Here is a 17,743-nt window from a genome sequence, read left to right on the forward strand (position 1 = left end):
TGGTATAACAAACAGGTTCGCTTCAGCTTTTCTGCGCTTTATAGCGCTGATCATCATCCTCACCTGTTCAGCAATTCCTTCTCTTGCCGTCGAACCAATAAAAATCTCCAGAGACGACACCGCTCTTGACCTATCGCGCGCTGTAGAGTTGCTGCGCAATCAGGGCGAAAGCGTTCAGGTTTCCACAGCACCGGGCGCTGATGGCATTGTGCGCCGTATTGAGGTGCAGGCTGCGCCAAATTCAAACGCGTCTGGTGACTGGGCGGCTTTTTCCATTGCAAATCCGACAGACGAACAGATTGATCGTCTGCTCGTTGCGCCGCACTTCCGCCTTGTGGGCTCGAACATAATCTGGCCTGATCTTGGGTCAGCGCGTATTTCGTCGATAACGCCTAGTGAGGGCTTTACGCTCGACAGACAGCCAAGCGAAGACGCCGATGTCTTCCGCATCACGCTTAATCCGAAGACAGTTATCACCTTCGTCGCTCAGCTTTCGTCGCATAATCTGCCACAGCTCTATTTGTGGGAACCGGAAGCTTACAAGGATGCGGTCAACTCCTACACGCTTTATCGCGGCATTCTACTCGGCATTTCCGGCCTTTTGGCACTGTTCCTGACAATTCTTTTTGTCGTCAAGGGCACCTCGCTTTTTCCTGCAACCGCAGCACTCGCATGGGCCGTTCTCGCCTATATCTGCGTTGACTTCGGCTTCTGGAACAAGCTGATGGAGATAACGCCCGGAAATGAACAGGTCTGGCGAGCGGGTACCGAAGTCGCACTTGCCGCCTCTCTGGTGATTTTCCTGTTCACCTACCTCAATCTCAATCGCTGGCATGACCATTTCAGCTATGGCGCGGTCACGTGGGTGCTAGGCCTTCTGGCTCTCGCCGGTGTTGCCGTCTTTGATCCGCCTGTTGCTTCCGGCATTGCACGCATGTCGCTGGCACTCACGGTCGTATCGGGCATTTTCATCATCGGCTATCTGGCAATCAAAGGCTATGATCGAGCGGTGATGCTCATACCGGCATGGTTGCTCACGCTGATTTGGCTGCTTGGCGCCTGGATGACGGTGTCGGGACAACTCGATAATGACATCATTCAGCCAGCACTTGGCGGCGGCTTGGTGCTGATTGTTCTGCTCATTGGCTTTACCGTGATGCAGCACGCTTTTTCAGGCGGCGCGCTCCAGCAAGGCTTGCTTTCCGACATGGAACGTCAGGCGCTTGCAGTGATTGGTGCAGGCGACATTGTCTGGGACTGGGACGTTCCACGCGACCGCGTTGTCACCACACCCGACATTGCTAACTATCTCGGCAATACAGCAAGTTCACTGCAAGGCCCGGTGCGTAACTGGTTGCCAGCGATGCATGCGGATGATCGTGATCGTTTCCGCTCGACACTGGATGCCATTCTAGAAAACCGTCGCGGACGCATTGGCCAGATTTTCCGTCTGCGCGCCAATGATGGTCATTATCACTGGTATGCACTGCGCGCCCGCCCTGTCATGGGATCCAATGGTGAAATCGTGCGCTGTGTCGGCACGTTGGTAAACGTGACTGAGCAGAAAAAGGCGGAAGAACGGCTGCTGCATGATGCAGTTCATGACAATCTGACTGGCTTACCCAATCGTGAGCTGTTCCTTGATCGCCTGAGCAACATTATGAACATGGCGCGCGGCGAAAGCAGACTGCATCCGACCGTATTCATAATCGACATTGACCGTTTCAAACAGGTCAATGACAGCCTTGGCATGTCGGCAGGTGACACAATCCTACTTACGATCTCGCGCCGCCTGTCGCGTTTGATGAAGCCGCAGGATACACTTTCGCGCCTGTCCTCCGACCAGTTCGGTCTGCTACTGGCATCTGAAAACGACCCCGGTCGCATTGCAGCCTTTGCTGAAGCCTTACGACAAGCCGTTCGCGCGCCGATTGCCTATGCTAAGCGTGAAATCGTGCTGACAGCGTCGATCGGCCTGATCACATGGACGAAAACGGCCGCGTCAGCCGAAGATTTTGTCAAAGACGCCGAGCTTGCCATGCATCAGGCAAAGCGCTTCGGTGGCGACCGCATCGAGCCATTCCGTCCAGCATTCCGGGCGATTGGCAGCGACAAGCTACAGCTTGAATCCGATCTGCGACGCGCCCTCGAACGCGATGAAATCAGTCTCGTCTACCAGCCGATTGTGCGGCTTGATGAAGGTACAATTGCTGGCTTTGAAGCACTGATGCGTTGGGAGCACCCGCGCCGCGGCGGCATCTCTCCATCAGAGTTCATTCCGATTGCAGAAAGCTCCGGCCTGATCGTGCAGCTTGGTCTGTTTGCCATTCAACGTGCTGCCGAAGATCTCTACGCATGGCAGGAACAGTTCCCGAAGCTCAATCTGTTTGTTTCCGTCAACCTCTCAAGCACGCAGTTGATCCGGCAGGATCTTATCAATGATGTGCGTTCGGTTCTCTCGCGTATTCATCTGAAACCCGGCACGCTCAAGCTGGAACTCACCGAATCTGTATTGATGGAAAACCCAGAGCAATCGGCGCATGTGCTTGCACGGCTCAAAACGATGGGTATCGGCCTATCGCTTGATGATTTCGGAACTGGTTATTCGTCGCTTGCCTATCTGACACGCTTCCCGTTCGACATCATCAAGATCGACCGCTCTTTCGTTAAGGGCGATCAACCACAGAAGGCAACGCTGCTGCGATCCATCGTCAGCATGGCGCATGATCTTGGTCTGGCTGTTGTTACCGAGGGCGTTGATAACGAAAACGACGCGCTGCAATTGCGCCAGATGGGCTGCGAATATGTGCAGAGCTTTATGTTCGGTGAACCCGCAAGCCGCGATGATGCAACACGCATCGTGCGTGAACAGCAAGATGCAGCGGCAGCTTAGACAACTTATTCAGGCATGACCGGCTTCGGAGACGAGCCGTGTCATGTCGATGCCCATCCGGGCCATCAATCGATCGTATTTTCCGGTAATATCGCTGTCGAAAAGCATATCCATCGGCGCTGAACAGGCCAGCCAGCCATTTTCCGCAAACTCCATATCAAGCTGTCCCGGCGCCCATCCCGAATAGCCGAGCGTCAGCAAAGCTTGCGATGGTCCACCGCCGCCATAAATCGCTCGCAAAATATCAACGGTTGCAGTCAGGCATATGTCTTCGGTGACGGGCATTGTCGAGTCGACCATATAGTCATCGCTATGCAGGACAAATCCGCGTGAGCGGTCAACAGGGCCTCCATTGCGCACAACCATATTCTGCGCACGCTTTGGCAGCATAATCAGGTCTTCGTCGTCAACAATCCCGATCTGACGGAGAATATCTGGAAACCCAACCGGCTGAAGCTGATTGATGATGAAGCCCATAGCGCCCTCTTCGGAGTGGGCACAAATATAAATAACCGCGCGGGCGAAACGCTCGTCATTCATTCCGGGCATGGCAAGCAGGAATTGCCCGTTTAAGAAACCCTGCTCCTGGTTTGGCTTCCTGAGAATGGTCATAAAGATCAAGGTAGCAAGACTGTGCCAAATGACAATGAAAATCGCGCAAAGTTTCTTGTCGTGGTAAAGATCACTTGATTTTTGTTCGCACAGTGCAGAAACATTGCCCGCAAGAAATGCAATTATGGATTGAAAAGAATAGTATTTATGCTGATTTATATAATACTGGCTTCAGCCACTATTTTCCTAATTTACTCTATATATGTGCAGACAAAACTGTCTCCACTCATTGATTTCATCAGACAAAGTCCATCAATGACGAAAACAATCGGCGATGTCTCTGATCTCTATTATATTTTCACCATGCCACGCGGCAATTATCGCTTTGCACTTTATCTCTGGCACAACCCAACACCGCCTGAAGAAATCAGCAATCATTTCCCAGATTATACGCAGTTGCGCGTCATCTCCAATATCGCCCTCCTGATGCATATTGCTTTGGGCTCTGTGATTTTTTTGACTGTCGTTTTCAATCTGCTGATGAAAGCCTAAAACGACAATATGCCAGCAAAAACACGGCCTTGATTGAAACATGATTTTCAATCAATGTCGCTGCATGAGATCAGTCAAATTTCTTGCCCTGCCGGTTCTGTTAGGCACTCTTATTAATGCACAGGCTGCAACGTCCGAATGGACGGAAACGCCCGGCGGTAAGGTGCGTGTTATTCTTGAGGACACGAAGTCTGGCGAAGAACAGCGCGGCGCATTGCAGATCACTCTTAATCCCGGCTGGAAAACCTATTGGCGCAACCCGGGCGATGCAGGCGTGCCGCCACAGATCAATATTGAAGGCGACACTCTAGCACGCATTGATTTCCCGACCCCCGTTTATTTTGGCGAGGGCGATGAAGGGGGTATTGGATACAAGCAATCTGTGTCCCTGCCGCTGACATTCACATCAAAGCCCGGTGCAGATCGTCTGAAAGGCAATGTTTTTCTCGGCGTTTGCGATAAGATCTGCATCCCGGTTCAGGCTGAGTTCGACTTCCCATTAAATGAAGCGACAGATCAATCGCCGCAAGCCATCGCGACGCGCACCATTATCGAAACGGCCTTTGACCGCCTCCCCGCGCCTGCTTCTGCCGATTTTGGCATCAAAAGTGCGAAGCGAACGGACAACAAAGCCGTTTTCGAGATCGCAATTCCTGACGTGACCGCACCTGCTGAACTGTTTGTCGGCAGTGAAACGCTTAATCTTTCAGAAGCAAAGCCTGATGGCCCATCCCGCTTTACCGCAATGCTTTATAACGAAGCGAAAGGCGGCGCATTGATTGACTACACGCTTGTGCAGAATGGCAAGGCAGTGTCGGGGCAAGTTAAGCTTGATTAGCTTTGACATCCCGTAATTTGAAATTGTGAAACTCACCGTTATCGGCTTAAGTGTCGTGGCCTTGCTTCGCGCAAAGGCAGATGAAATTCAGCCATTCATACAGGTGGGCCATAACGGCAGAAGCTCACCTTCAGGAGAAAACAATGACGATCAAAGTTGGTGACAAGCTCCCCGCAGCAACCTTCAAGGTAAAAACTGCGGATGGCGTTAAAGAAGTGACGACTGATGAAGTTTTCGCTGGCAAAAAAGTCGTTCTTTTCGCAGTTCCCGGCGCTTTCACACCGACCTGCAATCTCAACCACCTGCCGGGCTATCTCGAAAACCGCGATACCATTCTTTCCAAGGGTGTGGATGCAATCGCTGTTGTTTCGGTCAACGATCCATTCGTCATGGGCGCTTGGGCACAGAGCACTGGTGGCGAAGGTAAGATCACGTTCCTCGCCGACGGCTCCGCAATTTTCACCAAGGAAATCGGCCTTGAGCTTGATGCGACTGCAGGCGGCCTCGGCATTCGCTCGAAGCGTTACTCGGCAATCGTTGAAGACGGCGTCGTCAAGACCCTCAACATCGAAGAACAGGCTGGACAGGCCGTGACTTCAGGTGCTGCAACGCTGATCGAACAACTTTAAACTGAATTACAACGCGCCCTGCTTTTGCAGTGGGGCGCGCATTTCGCGTGTCAGCCATTTTTCAAGCGCAAGCGAATCCGGCTGTCCCGCTCTATGTGGTGCAATCCACAAAAGCATCCGACGCGGCCCCGGCCGGAAGCCAAATGGTGCAACCAATCGGCCCGATGCAATATGCTCGGCCACCAGCATATGCGGAACCACCGCAACGCCCAAGCCGCACAGCACAGCCTGAATCAACAAATAGAAGTGATGGAATGTAGATTTCGGTTCCGGAGCCGGAAAATCTGCACGGGCCGCTTTCTGCCAATCTGCAAAAGCTTCCAGCCGCGTATGGGTCGCGAGCACTGACGCCTGTGCGAGATCAGCAGGATCAATCAGCGGGCATTGCGAGAGATAAGACGGCGCGCAGACAAGGCCTATTTCCTCACGCCCCATATCCCGGATCACAGCATCTGCCGGCGGTTCAATCACGCTGGAGCGAATTGCGATACCGATTTTATCACGCATGAAATCAATCCGGTCATAGTTCATATTGAACTGCAACTCGATATTCGGGTGACTATCGTGAAAGCGACCAATGCGCGGAATGATCCACTCCATCATAATTGACGACGAACAGGACAGCGTCAGCGGCCCCGGTTTCACACGCTCAATGCTGCCCTCAATGATTGAAAATGCGCTGGCCAAACCTTCCGCAAGCCGCGCACCTTCCGGCGTTGGATCGCTCAATCGCGCATTGCGTGTAAGCAACAGGACGCCCAGCGAATCTTCCAGCGATCTGATCTGACGGCTAACTGCTCCATGCGTAACACATAATTCTTCTGCCGCTCGCGTCATCGAACGGTGACGCGCCACAGCCTCAAAAGCTTTAAGCGCATTCAAAGAAGGAAGTGGCCGCATAGAAACCCTCGTTAGCATCTGAGCATACCTGTGAGCTTATATCACAAATCGCTGATAATAAATCGCTTGCGGCGGCATGTCGCAATCATTAGCTATCTGCCTATTTAAAAGCGCAGTTGCCGCCGGAATGTGCAATATCTTTTGATATACACCCCTTCAAGCTCCTTCGCTTCGATTAATATGCTAGCAGGGAGGATCTGCAATGCAGCAAAAATCTCACGTAATGACGCCCGCTGAAAAGTCGGCCATATCGAAAATTTCGATCCGGCTCGTCCCGTTCATCGCGCTGATGTTCTTCATCAACTTCCTGGATCGTACCGCAATTTCATTTGCTGGTCCGAACGGGATGACAACCGACCTCGCGCTCACAGCAGCACAGTTCGGTTTTGCAGCCGGTATCTTCTTTGTCGGCTACATCATTCTTGAAGTTCCAAGCAATCTTGCGTTGCACAAGTTTGGCGCGCGCAAATGGCTTGCCCGCATCATGGTCACATGGGGCATCGTCGCCCTTCTGTTCACATGGGTTTCGAGCGCAACCGAGCTTTATGTTCTGCGCTTCCTGCTGGGTGTTGCAGAAGCCGGCTTCTTCCCGGGCGCTATTCTGTTCCTGTCGACCTGGGTGCCTTCGCGTCACCGCAACAAGATTCTGGCGCTGTTCTATCTTGCACAGCCGCTCACCACTGTGATTGGTGCGCCGCTTGCGGCAGAACTGATCGCTATGCACGGTGCCTTTGGCCTCGAAGGCTGGCGGATCATGTTCTTCGGCGTTGCAGTTCCTGCAATCGTTGTAGGTATCATCACCTTCTTCTATCTGCCTGACACACCAGATGACGCCAAGTGGCTGAACAAGGACGAACGCGATTGGCTGAATGGCGCTCTCGCTCAGGAAGAAAAGATCAAGGAAAAGGCTCCGGGACACCGCAGCGGCCTTGCTCTCACAGACAAGCGCGTCTGGCTTCTGTCGATCGTTTACTTCGGTCTGATCTACGGCCTTTATGCACTGGCCTTCTTCCTGCCGACGATTATTGGCGGCTTTGAACAGCAGTTCAACACCAAGTTCGACGTGTTCGACAAGGGTCTGATCACCGCGATTCCATACCTGCCAGCCGCATTTGCTCTCTATTTCTGGAGCCGCGATGCAGCCAAGCGTGGCGTTCGTCCATGGCACATTGGTATTCCGGCACTGGTTGGTGCATTCGCCATCCCAGCGGCTCTGTTCATGCCGACACCTGCGACCACGATCCTGATGATCACGATCACAGCTTGCGCGATCTTCTCGGCCCTGCCTAACTTCTGGGCTATTCCATCGCGCTTCCTGACGGGTACTGCAGCTGCTGCAGGTATCGCACTGATCAACACGATTGGTAACATTGCAGGCTTTGCAGCACCTTACATCACAGGTCTCGTCAAGGACTGGACTGGTCTTTACGAAATGCCGATGTTCATCGTTGGTGCAGTTATGCTGGTATCTTCGCTGCTCGCATTCTCGCTGACGGGTCGCCTGAAAGACCCATCAGAACTCGAACAGGGCAAGTAACCTGTTTCCAAACACAAAGGCCGCGCTGGTTTCCAGCGCGGCCTTTTCATATTCAAATATCAGAATGTGACTACTTCACTTGAAGCGATTTATAGCCGTTATATTTAAACGGCTCCATACCGGCACGCGCAAGCTCGTCAGCGCGTTCATTCTCCGGGTGGCCTGCATGGCCTTTAACCCAGTGCCACGTCACCTTATGCGGCTTGCGCGCTTCATCCAGCGCCTGCCACAGCTCGGCATTCTTCACAGGCTTCTTGGCTGCTGTTTTCCAGCCATTGCGCTTCCAGCCCTCAATCCAGCCGGAAATGCCATCACGCACGTAGACGCTATCAGTATAAAGATCGACTTCGCATGGTTCTTTGAGCGCATTCAGCGCTGAAATCGCAGCCATCAGCTCCATACGATTGTTGGTGGTGTCGGCTTCGCCACCCTTGAGCTCTTTCACATGGTCATTCCAACGCACGATTGCGCCCCAGCCACCGGGCCCGGGATTGCCGGAACATGCGCCGTCGGTGAAAGCTTCAATATGCTTCACGCGTCAGCCCCGTTCATTTCAAGACCATATTCGCTTGCCGATGTGACCTGACGATGGAAGCGCATACGGCGCACATATTCCATCGGGTCTTTCTTCATGACGAAACTGCCTTCCGGCACATTGATCCAGTCGTAAAGACGAGTCAGCATGAAGCGAACAGCCGCACCCCGCGCCAGCACTGGCAACGCTTCAATTTCCGCCCCTGAAAGCGGGCGCACAGAATTATAACCACGAAGAAGCGCTGCGCCCTTGGTCAGATTGTAGGAGAAATCTTTCTCAAAGCACCATGCATTCAGGCACACGGCCACGTCATAGGCGAGAATATCCGTGCAGGCGAAGTAGAAGTCGATGAAACCCGACAGACGGTCGCCAAGGAAGAACACGTTATCCTGAAACAGATCAGCATGGATGACACCTTCCGGCAAACCTGCTGGCCAGTTCTTTTCAAGATAATCGAGATCGCCTTCCGCTTCTGCAACCAGCCCCGGCTCAACACTGTCCGCACGCTCTTTCGACAGGTTCCACAACGGACGCCAATCGGGCAGCGTCAGGCCATTGCGACGGCGCATATCAAAATCTTCGCCTGCGAGGTGCATCTCAGCCAGTCCCCGACCAACTTCCTCGCAATGCGCAACTGTTGGCTTGCGCATCCACATGCCTTCAAGGAAGGTCACGATTGCGGCGGGGCGTCCCGCAAGTTCGCCAATCATCGCACCATCGCGGCGCACGACAGGCTGCGGACATTCGAGACCGCGCTTTGCAAGATGCTGCATCAGATTGAGGAAAAACGGCAGGTCGTCACGGTTCACGCGCTTCTCATAGAGCGTGAGAATGAATGAGCCGGTGGTGGTGTGCAGGAGATAATTGGTGTTCTCGACACCCTCTGCAATGCCTTTATAGGAGGTCAATGCACCGATGTCATATTGCTCGAGAAAAGCGCCAAGCTCGATTTCGTTAATGTCTGTATAGACGGCCATGCCGCTTATTTCCCCATATTCACCACGCGCATCTTATCCAAAAACCGTTACACACTTTTTGGGATGCGCTCTAATTTAGGTATTCCGACGACCCGGTTTTCGCCGTTGACGAATGCCATATCCTGCACCGTCAGCTCAACATCGCGGATCTCGCGGTTGACCAGGAAGTTTTCCGTTTCAACGGTCGTTTCAGCCAGTTCAATTTTGACCGAGAAACGCGCCTTGAAAGCATCAATAATCTCATCGACGATAATTTCAGGCGCAGAAGCGCCAGCAGAAAGGCCAACAACCGAAATATCGCCAATCTTGTCCCAATCAATCTCAGAAGCGCGCTGCACAAGCAGCGACATGCCTGCGCCCGCCTTTTCTGCCACCTCAACAAGCCGCTTGGAGTTGGAAGAGTTTGGCGCACCCACGATCAGGAAAAGATCGCAACCGGGTGCTGCATGGCGCACAGCTTCCTGACGGTTGGTCGTTGCATAGCAAATCGATTCCGCCGCCGCCGCATGCATATTCGGGAAGCGTTGCTGCAATTCCTCAATAATGCCCGCAGTATCATCCACTGAAAGCGTCGTCTGTGTGACAAAGCCGAGATTATCCGGGTCGGCAAATTCAATCACCCGTGCATCTTCGACCGTTTCAATGAGCGTGACCGTGCCGTCCGGCAACTGCCCCATTGTGCCAATGACTTCCGGGTGGCCGGAATGGCCGATCAGGATCACATGACGCCCAAGACGCTGATGACGCATGGCCTGTTTATGCACTTTTGAAACCAGCGGGCATGTCGCATCAAGATAAAACAGGTTCTTGGCTTCTGCATCCGCTGGCACCGATTTCGGCACGCCATGGGCAGAAAATACCACCGGCTGATCGCGATGCTCTGCCGGGATTTCATCGAGTTCCTCGACAAAGATTGCCCCGCGCGACTGCAAGCCTTCAACGACATAGCGATTATGCACGATTTCGTGGCGCACATAGACCGGCGCGCCATATTTCTTCAACGCCAGCACAACGATCTGGATAGCCCGGTCAACACCTGCGCAAAACCCACGCGGGCCGCAAAGGCGAATTTCCAGAGGGGGGCGGTTATCGGTCATGAAGCGTGCTCGCTGGGTTCGGCGTGAGGCGCAAGTTCTATAAAGCCGGAGTTGGGCTTCAACGAGGCCCTTGTCAAGTCTTTGTAGCCTTTCGATACCGCCAGAACCACGCCACGACAACCCCTAAGAGCGCCAAAGCAAGCCCATACCAGGTCACAGCATATTGAAGATGGTTGTTGGGAAAGTCGATAATCGTTATCCCGCCAATCGGTAAACCGCCGAAATTGGGCTTATTATCAGCATCAATAAAGAACGGCACCGCATCGTCGAGCGACGGAATATCCGCGCTTTCAGCCATGGCCGACCAGTCTTTCCAGTAAAAAATATTCTTGTCCGCATCATTATCCGGCAAGAAATAACCGGGCTTGCTTGTAAGCGGGTCGCGCGCCAGCCCGGTGATTGTCACCGGCCCATCGAGTTGACCATCAAGACGTGTCTGCTGATCTTTCTTTTCATAAGGCACAAAGCCGCGATTGATCAGCACAAAGCGACCGTCTTCGAGCATCAAAGGCGTATAGACGTTAAAGCCCGGCTGACCCTGATAGGTCGCCAGAAAATGCCGCTCGCCCTGATGCATAAAAGTGCCGGACACCGTGACCGGACGATATTCGACAGTGCCTTCGTCGCGATAGATTTTCTCCATCTCGGAAAGGGGCAATGGAGCCTCATGGACACGCTCCTGCGTCGATGCAAGCAGCGCTTCTTTCCAGTGCAGCCGCTCAACCTGCCATGTTCCGAGTGAAACCAGAATCGCGAATGCGATAAGAGATGCGATCAGCACACCCCATGGAAAAGCTTTCGGCTTTTGTGGCTTTTTCATTGACCATCATCCAGACGGCCCTGTGCCGCCTTGTTGCGATATTGCAGATTGATCAAAATACCCTTCATGCTGCGCATAGCAACAAGACTTAAAATAATCGCCAGCGGCACCCACAGCAGAAAATGCACCCAGAGCGGTGATCCATAATTGACCTCCATCCACAAGGCTGCCCCAACAACGATAAAGCCAATAAGCAGGATCACAAAAGCTGCCGGACCATCGCCAGAGTCAGCAAATGCATAATCCAGTCCACAAGCGCTGCAACGCGGAGCAAGCGTTAGAAAACCGTTGAAAAGCTTGCCCTCGCCGCAGCGTGGGCAATGGCCTGTCATTCCGCTCTTCACCGGATCGACCGGCGGATAAAGATGATGGTCCGACATCACACTCTCACACATGAAAAGAATAAAGGGCGGCCAAGTTTCCAAGGCCGCCCCTCACTTCATTCAAGTCACTGATCAGCCGCCATGCATTGGCGCGCCCCAGCTGCCCCACACATAAATGGCGCAGAACAGGAACAGCCAGACCACGTCCACAAAGTGCCAGTACCATGCAGCAGCTTCAAAACCGAAATGGCGTTCCGGCGTGAAATCGCCCTTCATGGCTCGGAACAGGATAACCAGCAGGAAGATCGTACCCACGATGACGTGGAAGCCATGGAAGCCCGTCGCCATGAAGAAGGTTGCGCCATAGATCGAGTCCTTGAACTCAAAAGGTGCATGCGCATATTCAAAGAACTGTACGAAGGAGAACAGGATGCCAAGTGCGACTGTCAGGACCAGACCAATGATCATGCCTGACCGGTCTTTATGCAACAGCGCATGATGCGCCCATGTCAGTGTTGTGCCCGACAAAAGCAGGATAACCGTGTTGTAAAGCGGCAAATGCAGCGGATCGAGAACTTCAAGACCCTTTGGAGGCCACTGACCGCCAGTAAATTCGGCGCGCAGAACCTGATGCACTTCATTTGGAAACAGGCTGACGTCGAAGAATGCCCAGAACCATGCAGCAAAGAACATCACTTCCGAGGCAATGAACATGATCATGCCATAGCGCAGATGCAACGCGACGACGCGCGTATGATGGCCTTCGTGACCTTCTTTGATCGCGTCTGCCCACCAAGCATACATGCAGTAAAGAACGATCGCGAGACCGATGAAGAATAGCCAAGGTGTTGCCAGATTGATGCCAAAGAAAGGCAGATCACCAGCATTGATGTATCGCATCCATGCAATGCCACCAATGGCCAGCACGAAGGCACCAACCGAGCTCAGAAACGGCCAAGGGCTGGGTGCAAGAATATGATAATCGTGATTCTTCTCGTGAACGTCGGCCATGTCTCTCCCCATGCGACCCGTGAGGGCCCTCTCTCATGCATTCCAGCCTGTCCGCCAATGGCACGATCAGACCGTTCCCTTCTTCACACAACATAGAGCTGTGCTGCTTGTTTGTCTTTGCGGCATTATGTGCCGCAAGCATTCTGTTTTGTCAGCTTCCGCTATTAACAGCCGGAGCCAGTTTTGCATTCGCAACAGGCTTCGGCTTATCAATCGGGAAGAACGTATAGGACAACGTGATTGTCTTCACGTCCTTCAAATCTGGATCGTTGACGATTTCAGGATCAACGAAGAACACAACAGGCATTTCCATGCTTTCGCCCGCTTGCAGCGTCGTATCAGTAAAGCAGAAGCATTCCACCTTGTTGAAGTAAGCGCCTGCCCTGCCCGGCGCAACATTGAAGCTTGCGCGGCCATAGGTTGGTTCATCAAACAGGTTGCGGGCATTGTATTTGACCATCTTGGTCTCACCAATGCGAATTTCTATCTCGCGCTGTTCCGGCTTGAAATCCCAAGGCAAGGCATTCGACGTGTTGGCGTCAAAACGTACCTTTACAGTTCGGTCGAGGATTGTATCCGAATACTGATCGACCCGCTGCGTCGTGCCGCCATAGCCCGTCACCTGACAGAAAATGCGATAAAGCGGAACGGAAGCGTAGGCCGCACCAATCATGCAGACGAAAAAAGAAACGCAGGCAATCGCCACCGTCCGGTTGGAGCGGTTCAGCTTCTTCTGTTTTTCGTCACTATCATGCTGTTGAACCATTTTCTCCTCCCGAAAACGAATAACAGTCGATCAGTTGAGGCCGATTAAATCGTCCTCGCAAATATATTGGCACCGAGTTTGGCAACCGTGCCGATATAAACAAGCACTACAAACAACAGCAGGGCAATCGCCAGACCAATCGAGCGATTGCGCTGTGCTTTTTTCTGCGAAGGCGTCGGAACGATCAGTTCCAGTTTTTCTGTCGGCAGGTTCTGCCCTGTCTTTTCAGTCACGACGCTCTCCATTCCATCTCCTCAGAGGATACCAAAGCCGCTCAGTAACTTCATCGTCAAAGCTTCAAACAGCAGAACGGCAAATATCGCTGAAAGATAGATGAGCGAAAAGCGGAACAGTTTGCGCGCTGCAAGAAGCATCTGGGTTTCGCTGTCTGCCATCCACATGCGCCATGCATAATAAACAAAAGCCAGACCGAGCAGTGTCGAAACCACGCCATAAGTGACGCCCGCAAAGCCCATCAGATAAGGCAACACACCGACCGGCGCCATAATGACCGCATAGAACATCGCCTGACGACGCGTGGACAGCTCGCCCTTCACATTTGGCATCATCGGGATGCGGGCAGCTTCATAATCGTTGCTGGAAAACAGCGACAGCGCCCAGAAATGCGGTGGCGTCCAAAGAAAGATGATCATGAACAGGACAACACTATCCCATGTGACTTCGCCAGTGGCCGCAGCCCAGCCGATCATTGGCGGGAAAGCACCGGCAGCGCCACCAATAACAATGTTTTGCGGCGTCGAACGCTTAAGCCACATTGTGTAAACAACGGCATAGAAGAAAATCGTAAATGCCAGCAAAGCTGCCGAAAGCCAGTTGACCATCAGGCCAAGTGTCAGCACCGAGAACGCGGAAAGTGTGAGGCCGAATGCCAAAACCTGGTTGGGTGCGATGACGCCTGCCGGGATGGGGCGCTTTTTTGTGCGCTTCATGATCGCGTCAATATCGGCATCGTACCACATATTGAGCGCACCAGATGCGCCAGCGCCGACTGCGATGCAAAGAATGCTGATCGCTGCCAAAACAGGATTCATGTGACCGGGCGCAAGCACCAGACCGACAAGTCCGGTAAACACCACCAGCGACATAACACGCGGTTTCAGCAGTACAAGGTAATCCCGCGCTGTCGCCTCGGAGAGTGCGAATGCATCATCGGAAACCGTGTTTTTTTCCACCAGAGACATTAACTTTTACAACCTCAAATTCAACCAACCGAAGCTGCGTTCGGCCCTGAACGCACATCGGCAATTCTATAAACAGTACCCTCCCGGAAATGCATTCACTCCTATCGGAATTTCCGTTCCCAGCCGCAAGCCGATGGCATGCGGCACTGAATGCCGCCTGCACATAACATAGTTTTATGCGTGGGCGAACCCCTTTCGGAAATTCGCCCTAAGCAAGTTTACTTGATACGTGGCAGCTGTTCCCACTGGTGATATGGCGGCGGCGAAGAAAGCTGCCATTCCAGTGTTGTCGCACCCGGACCCCATGGGTTTGCGCCTGCTTCGCGCTTCTTCGCAAATGCCTCGAAGACATTGTAGAGGAAGATCAGCACGGCAAAGCCTGAAATGTAGGAACCGTAGGACGACACCATGTTCCAGCCTGCATAGGCATCCGGGTAGTCGATATAACGACGCGGCATACCAGCAAGACCAAGGAAGTGCTGCGGGAAGAAGACGAGATTGACGCCAATGAAGGTGACCCAGAAATGGAGCTTCGCGGTGAATTCGTCATACATATAACCGCTCATCTTCGGGAACCAGTAATACCAGCCTGCGAAGATTGCGAACACAGCACCCAGCGAAAGCACGTAATGGAAGTGTGCAACCACATAATAAGTGTCGTGCAGAGCGCGGTCGAGACCGGCATTGGCAAGCTGCACACCGGTCACACCACCAACGGTGAACAGGAAGATGAAGCCAATAGCCCAGAGCATCGGTGCGCGGAAGGTTATCGAACCACCCCACATGGTCGCGATCCACGAGAAAATCTTAATGCCTGTCGGCACCGCGATAACCATCGTCGCGAATACGAAATAGCGCTGCGTATCAAGTGACAGCCCCACCGTGTACATATGGTGCGCCCAGACCACAAAGCCGACCACGCCGATTGCAACCATAGCATAAGCCATGCCGAGATAGCCGAACACTGGCTTGCGTGAGAAAGTCGAGATGATGTGGCTGACGATACCAAAGCCCGGCAGGATCAGAATGTAAACTTCCGGATGACCGAAGAACCAGAACAGATGCTGGTAGAGAATTGGATCGCCGCCGCCTTCAGGCGCGAAGAATGACGTGCCGAAGTTACGGTCTGTGAGCAGCATCGTAATACCACCAGCCAGAACTGGCAGCGACAGAAGCAGCAGGAATGCTGTTACCAGCACCGACCATGCAAATAGCGGCATCTTATGCAGCGTCATGCCCGGAGCGCGCATGTTGAGGATCGTGGTGATGAAGTTAATCGCACCAAGGATCGACGACACACCTGCGATATGCAGCGCAAGAATTGCAAAGTCGATTGCCGGACCCGGCTGACCACTGGTTGAGAGCGGCGGATACAATGTCCAGCCGCCGCCGACACCCCACGTACCGGGTGAAGCAGGCATGAACAGTGAGATCAACAGCAGCAGCAATGCCGGAGGCAGCAGCCAGAAGGAGATGTTGTTCATGCGTGGGAACGCCATATCTGGCGCGCCGATCATCAGCGGAATCATCCAGTTGGCATAGCCACCGATCAATGCAGGCATAACCATGAAGAAGATCATGATCAGCGCGTGCATAGAGGTAAAAACATTGAACATGTGCTTGCCAGCATCGAGAGCTGCATCGCCCTCAACACCATAAACCATTGCCGCAAGGCCGTGGAAAATCTGAATACCCGGTTCCTGCAATTCCGCGCGCATGGCGATCGACAATGCGCCGCCGATAATGCCTGCCGTGATTGCGAAAATCAGGTACAGCGTACCGATGTCTTTATGATTGGTCGAGTAAACCCACCGCACCCAGCCTTTTGGCTTATGGTCGTCATGGGCTCCATGCTCGTGAGCTGCTGTGCCAGCCATGGAATTCGCTCCCGTCTTTCAACAGTGTTGCGTACAGGGCTTTTAAAAGCTCGCCGCAGCTACTTTATCGTTTGCTTTGTCTTCAAGTTGATCCCGCAGCGCCCGATTGGCACCCGAAAGATCCGACGCTGCAGCACTCAGCCATGTGTTATATTGCTCGTCAGAGACAACACGCACAGCAATTGGCATATAAGCGTGATCCTTGCCACAAAGTTCGGAACATTGGCCATAATAAAGGCCTTCTTTGTCCGCCTTGAACCAGGCCTCATTGATGCGACCCGGAATAGCGTCCATCTTCACACCAAAAGCCGGAATGGTCCATGAGTGGATAACATCCGCAGCGGTTACGAGCAGACGAACAGTCGTCCCGACCGGCACAACGACTTCATTGTCGACCGCCAGAAGGCGCGGATAAACTGCGAGGTTCTCTTTACCTGCGGCAGCCCGTTCGCTCTCCTTAAGAATAAGGGAATCAAAACTGACCGGGTTTTCCGTCTGATATTCGTAGCCCCAATACCACTGATAGCCCGTCGCCTTGACGGTCAGCGTTGGATCCTGCGGCGAATATTGCGCGGTCAGAAGCTGAAACGACGGAACCGCCAGAAACAGCAGGATAATCACCGGACCAACGGTCCAGATCACCTCAATTGCCGTGTTATGGCTGGTTTTGGATGGCTCAGGATTTGCGCTGGCGCGGAATTTCACCACACACCAGATCAGCAGCGCCAGAACAAGCAAGGTGATCGGCACGATGAACCAGAGCGTATAGCGCTCAAACCAATGAATCTGTTCGGCTATTCCCGTAGCCGCAGCTTGAAATGTCATTTCCCACGGACGCGGTTGATCCGCTAAAGCGGCACCGCTTGTCCACAGCAATGCGACAGCACCAACGACGGCACCCCTCGTTGTGGCAACAATTTTATCCACCAGAACTCTCTCCCTTTTTGCTCTTGCGAGCTGGACGCCGGACGTACAGACGGCCGTATCCCCCGTCAGCGTTCAAACCACACCTTAACGCACACCGCAAGGAAGGCGAATATGTTCCTGTGCGGCATTTTTGCGCGCTGCCCTGCGTTAGAAGTTCGCATCTCAGAAGTGCGGTAAACCTGCTTAAAAGCGTCACGAGCCTTCGAAAACTTGGGAAAATACCAAGAATCACATAATGAAGCCATGATTTAGCGGAAGGTTTCCTTTAACGTGCCGCGTGATAATGGATGCAACTGCCGGAGACGCA

General features: G+C 53.1%; 18 protein-coding genes. 5 read left to right on the plus strand and 13 right to left on the minus strand.

Features of this window, described 5'->3' with window-relative positions:
* Positions 1-4 precede the first annotated feature (4 nt).
* Entirely contained in the window at positions 5-2,893 is a 2,889-nt protein-coding gene (locus J2782_RS06300; RefSeq protein ID WP_404989608.1) for an EAL domain-containing protein, read from the plus strand.
* 9 nt (positions 2,894-2,902) lie between these two features.
* On the opposite strand, the gene J2782_RS06305 is transcribed toward J2782_RS06300, so the two are convergent.
* Complete coding sequence (locus J2782_RS06305; protein ID WP_310010756.1) at positions 2,903-3,505, minus strand: YqgE/AlgH family protein; 603 nt, start codon at positions 3,503-3,505, stop codon at positions 2,903-2,905.
* A gap of 255 nt (positions 3,506-3,760) precedes the next feature.
* Between J2782_RS06305 and J2782_RS06310 the strand changes: the two genes are divergently transcribed.
* The 3 genes from J2782_RS06310 to J2782_RS06320 all read left to right on the plus strand — a co-directional run bounded on the left by J2782_RS06310 (position 3,761) and on the right by J2782_RS06320 (position 5,464).
* Positions 3,761-3,997 carry a hypothetical protein gene (locus tag J2782_RS06310; RefSeq protein WP_310010757.1) on the plus strand — a complete coding sequence of 79 codons (237 nt, stop codon included), beginning with the start codon at positions 3,761-3,763 and terminating at the stop codon, positions 3,995-3,997.
* Positions 3,998-4,061: 64 nt separating this feature from the next.
* Positions 4,062-4,835, plus strand: coding sequence for a protein-disulfide reductase DsbD domain-containing protein (locus J2782_RS06315; protein WP_310010758.1), 774 nt, complete (start codon positions 4,062-4,064; stop codon positions 4,833-4,835).
* 143 nt (positions 4,836-4,978) lie between these two features.
* Complete coding sequence (locus tag J2782_RS06320) at positions 4,979-5,464, plus strand: peroxiredoxin (RefSeq protein ID WP_250040318.1); 486 nt, start codon at positions 4,979-4,981, stop codon at positions 5,462-5,464.
* Positions 5,465-5,470: 6 nt separating this feature from the next.
* Here the strand turns inward: J2782_RS06320 and J2782_RS06325 are convergent, their stop codons facing one another.
* A complete protein-coding gene (locus tag J2782_RS06325) occupies positions 5,471-6,364 on the minus strand; it encodes a LysR substrate-binding domain-containing protein (RefSeq protein ID WP_310010760.1) in 894 nt (297 codons plus the stop codon).
* Positions 6,365-6,566: 202 nt separating this feature from the next.
* Between J2782_RS06325 and J2782_RS06330 the strand changes: the two genes are divergently transcribed.
* Positions 6,567-7,901, plus strand: a complete 1,335-nt coding sequence (locus tag J2782_RS06330; RefSeq protein ID WP_310010762.1) for an MFS transporter — start codon at positions 6,567-6,569, stop codon at positions 7,899-7,901.
* A 70-nt stretch (positions 7,902-7,971) separates the two neighbouring features.
* Here the strand turns inward: J2782_RS06330 and rnhA are convergent, their stop codons facing one another.
* From rnhA to coxB, 11 genes are all read right to left on the minus strand, one after another.
* A complete protein-coding gene (rnhA, locus tag J2782_RS06335) occupies positions 7,972-8,436 on the minus strand; it encodes a ribonuclease HI (protein ID WP_310010763.1) in 465 nt (154 codons plus the stop codon).
* Complete coding sequence (locus J2782_RS06340) at positions 8,433-9,413, minus strand: homoserine kinase (protein WP_310010764.1); 981 nt, start codon at positions 9,411-9,413, stop codon at positions 8,433-8,435. Before J2782_RS06340 ends, rnhA begins: the two co-directional genes overlap by 4 nt.
* A gap of 47 nt (positions 9,414-9,460) precedes the next feature.
* Positions 9,461-10,510: a 4-hydroxy-3-methylbut-2-enyl diphosphate reductase gene (ispH, locus tag J2782_RS06345; RefSeq protein ID WP_310010766.1), complete on the minus strand. Its 1,050-nt coding sequence runs from the start codon at positions 10,508-10,510 to the stop codon at positions 9,461-9,463.
* 73 nt (positions 10,511-10,583) lie between these two features.
* Positions 10,584-11,330 (minus strand): SURF1 family protein, encoded by a 747-nt coding sequence (locus tag J2782_RS06350; protein ID WP_310010768.1) that lies wholly within the window; start codon positions 11,328-11,330, stop codon positions 10,584-10,586.
* Positions 11,327-11,710 (minus strand): DUF983 domain-containing protein, encoded by a 384-nt coding sequence (locus J2782_RS06355; protein WP_310010769.1) that lies wholly within the window; start codon positions 11,708-11,710, stop codon positions 11,327-11,329. The genes J2782_RS06350 and J2782_RS06355 overlap by 4 nt, the downstream gene beginning before the upstream one ends.
* Before the next feature lie 75 nt (positions 11,711-11,785).
* Complete coding sequence (locus tag J2782_RS06360) at positions 11,786-12,664, minus strand: cytochrome c oxidase subunit 3 (protein ID WP_250040304.1); 879 nt, start codon at positions 12,662-12,664, stop codon at positions 11,786-11,788.
* 151 nt (positions 12,665-12,815) lie between these two features.
* Positions 12,816-13,430 (minus strand): cytochrome c oxidase assembly protein, encoded by a 615-nt coding sequence (locus J2782_RS06365; protein ID WP_310010770.1) that lies wholly within the window; start codon positions 13,428-13,430, stop codon positions 12,816-12,818.
* Positions 13,431-13,474: 44 nt separating this feature from the next.
* The gene (locus tag J2782_RS06370) at positions 13,475-13,663 is read right to left on the minus strand and encodes a hypothetical protein (RefSeq protein WP_404989594.1); all 189 of its coding nucleotides are present in this window, start codon (positions 13,661-13,663) and stop codon (positions 13,475-13,477) included.
* Between the two features lie 21 nt (positions 13,664-13,684).
* Positions 13,685-14,632 (minus strand): heme o synthase, encoded by a 948-nt coding sequence (gene cyoE / locus J2782_RS06375; protein WP_310010771.1) that lies wholly within the window; start codon positions 14,630-14,632, stop codon positions 13,685-13,687.
* A 218-nt stretch (positions 14,633-14,850) separates the two neighbouring features.
* Positions 14,851-16,509: a cytochrome c oxidase subunit I gene (gene ctaD / locus J2782_RS06380; RefSeq protein ID WP_250040300.1), complete on the minus strand. Its 1,659-nt coding sequence runs from the start codon at positions 16,507-16,509 to the stop codon at positions 14,851-14,853.
* Positions 16,510-16,551: 42 nt separating this feature from the next.
* A complete protein-coding gene (gene coxB / locus J2782_RS06385; RefSeq protein ID WP_310010772.1) occupies positions 16,552-17,436 on the minus strand; it encodes a cytochrome c oxidase subunit II in 885 nt (294 codons plus the stop codon).
* Positions 17,437-17,743: the final 307 nt, after the last annotated feature.

Source organism: Brucella pseudogrignonensis, from assembly GCF_031454375.1.
Classification (GTDB): domain Bacteria; phylum Pseudomonadota; class Alphaproteobacteria; order Rhizobiales; family Rhizobiaceae; genus Brucella; species Brucella pseudogrignonensis_A.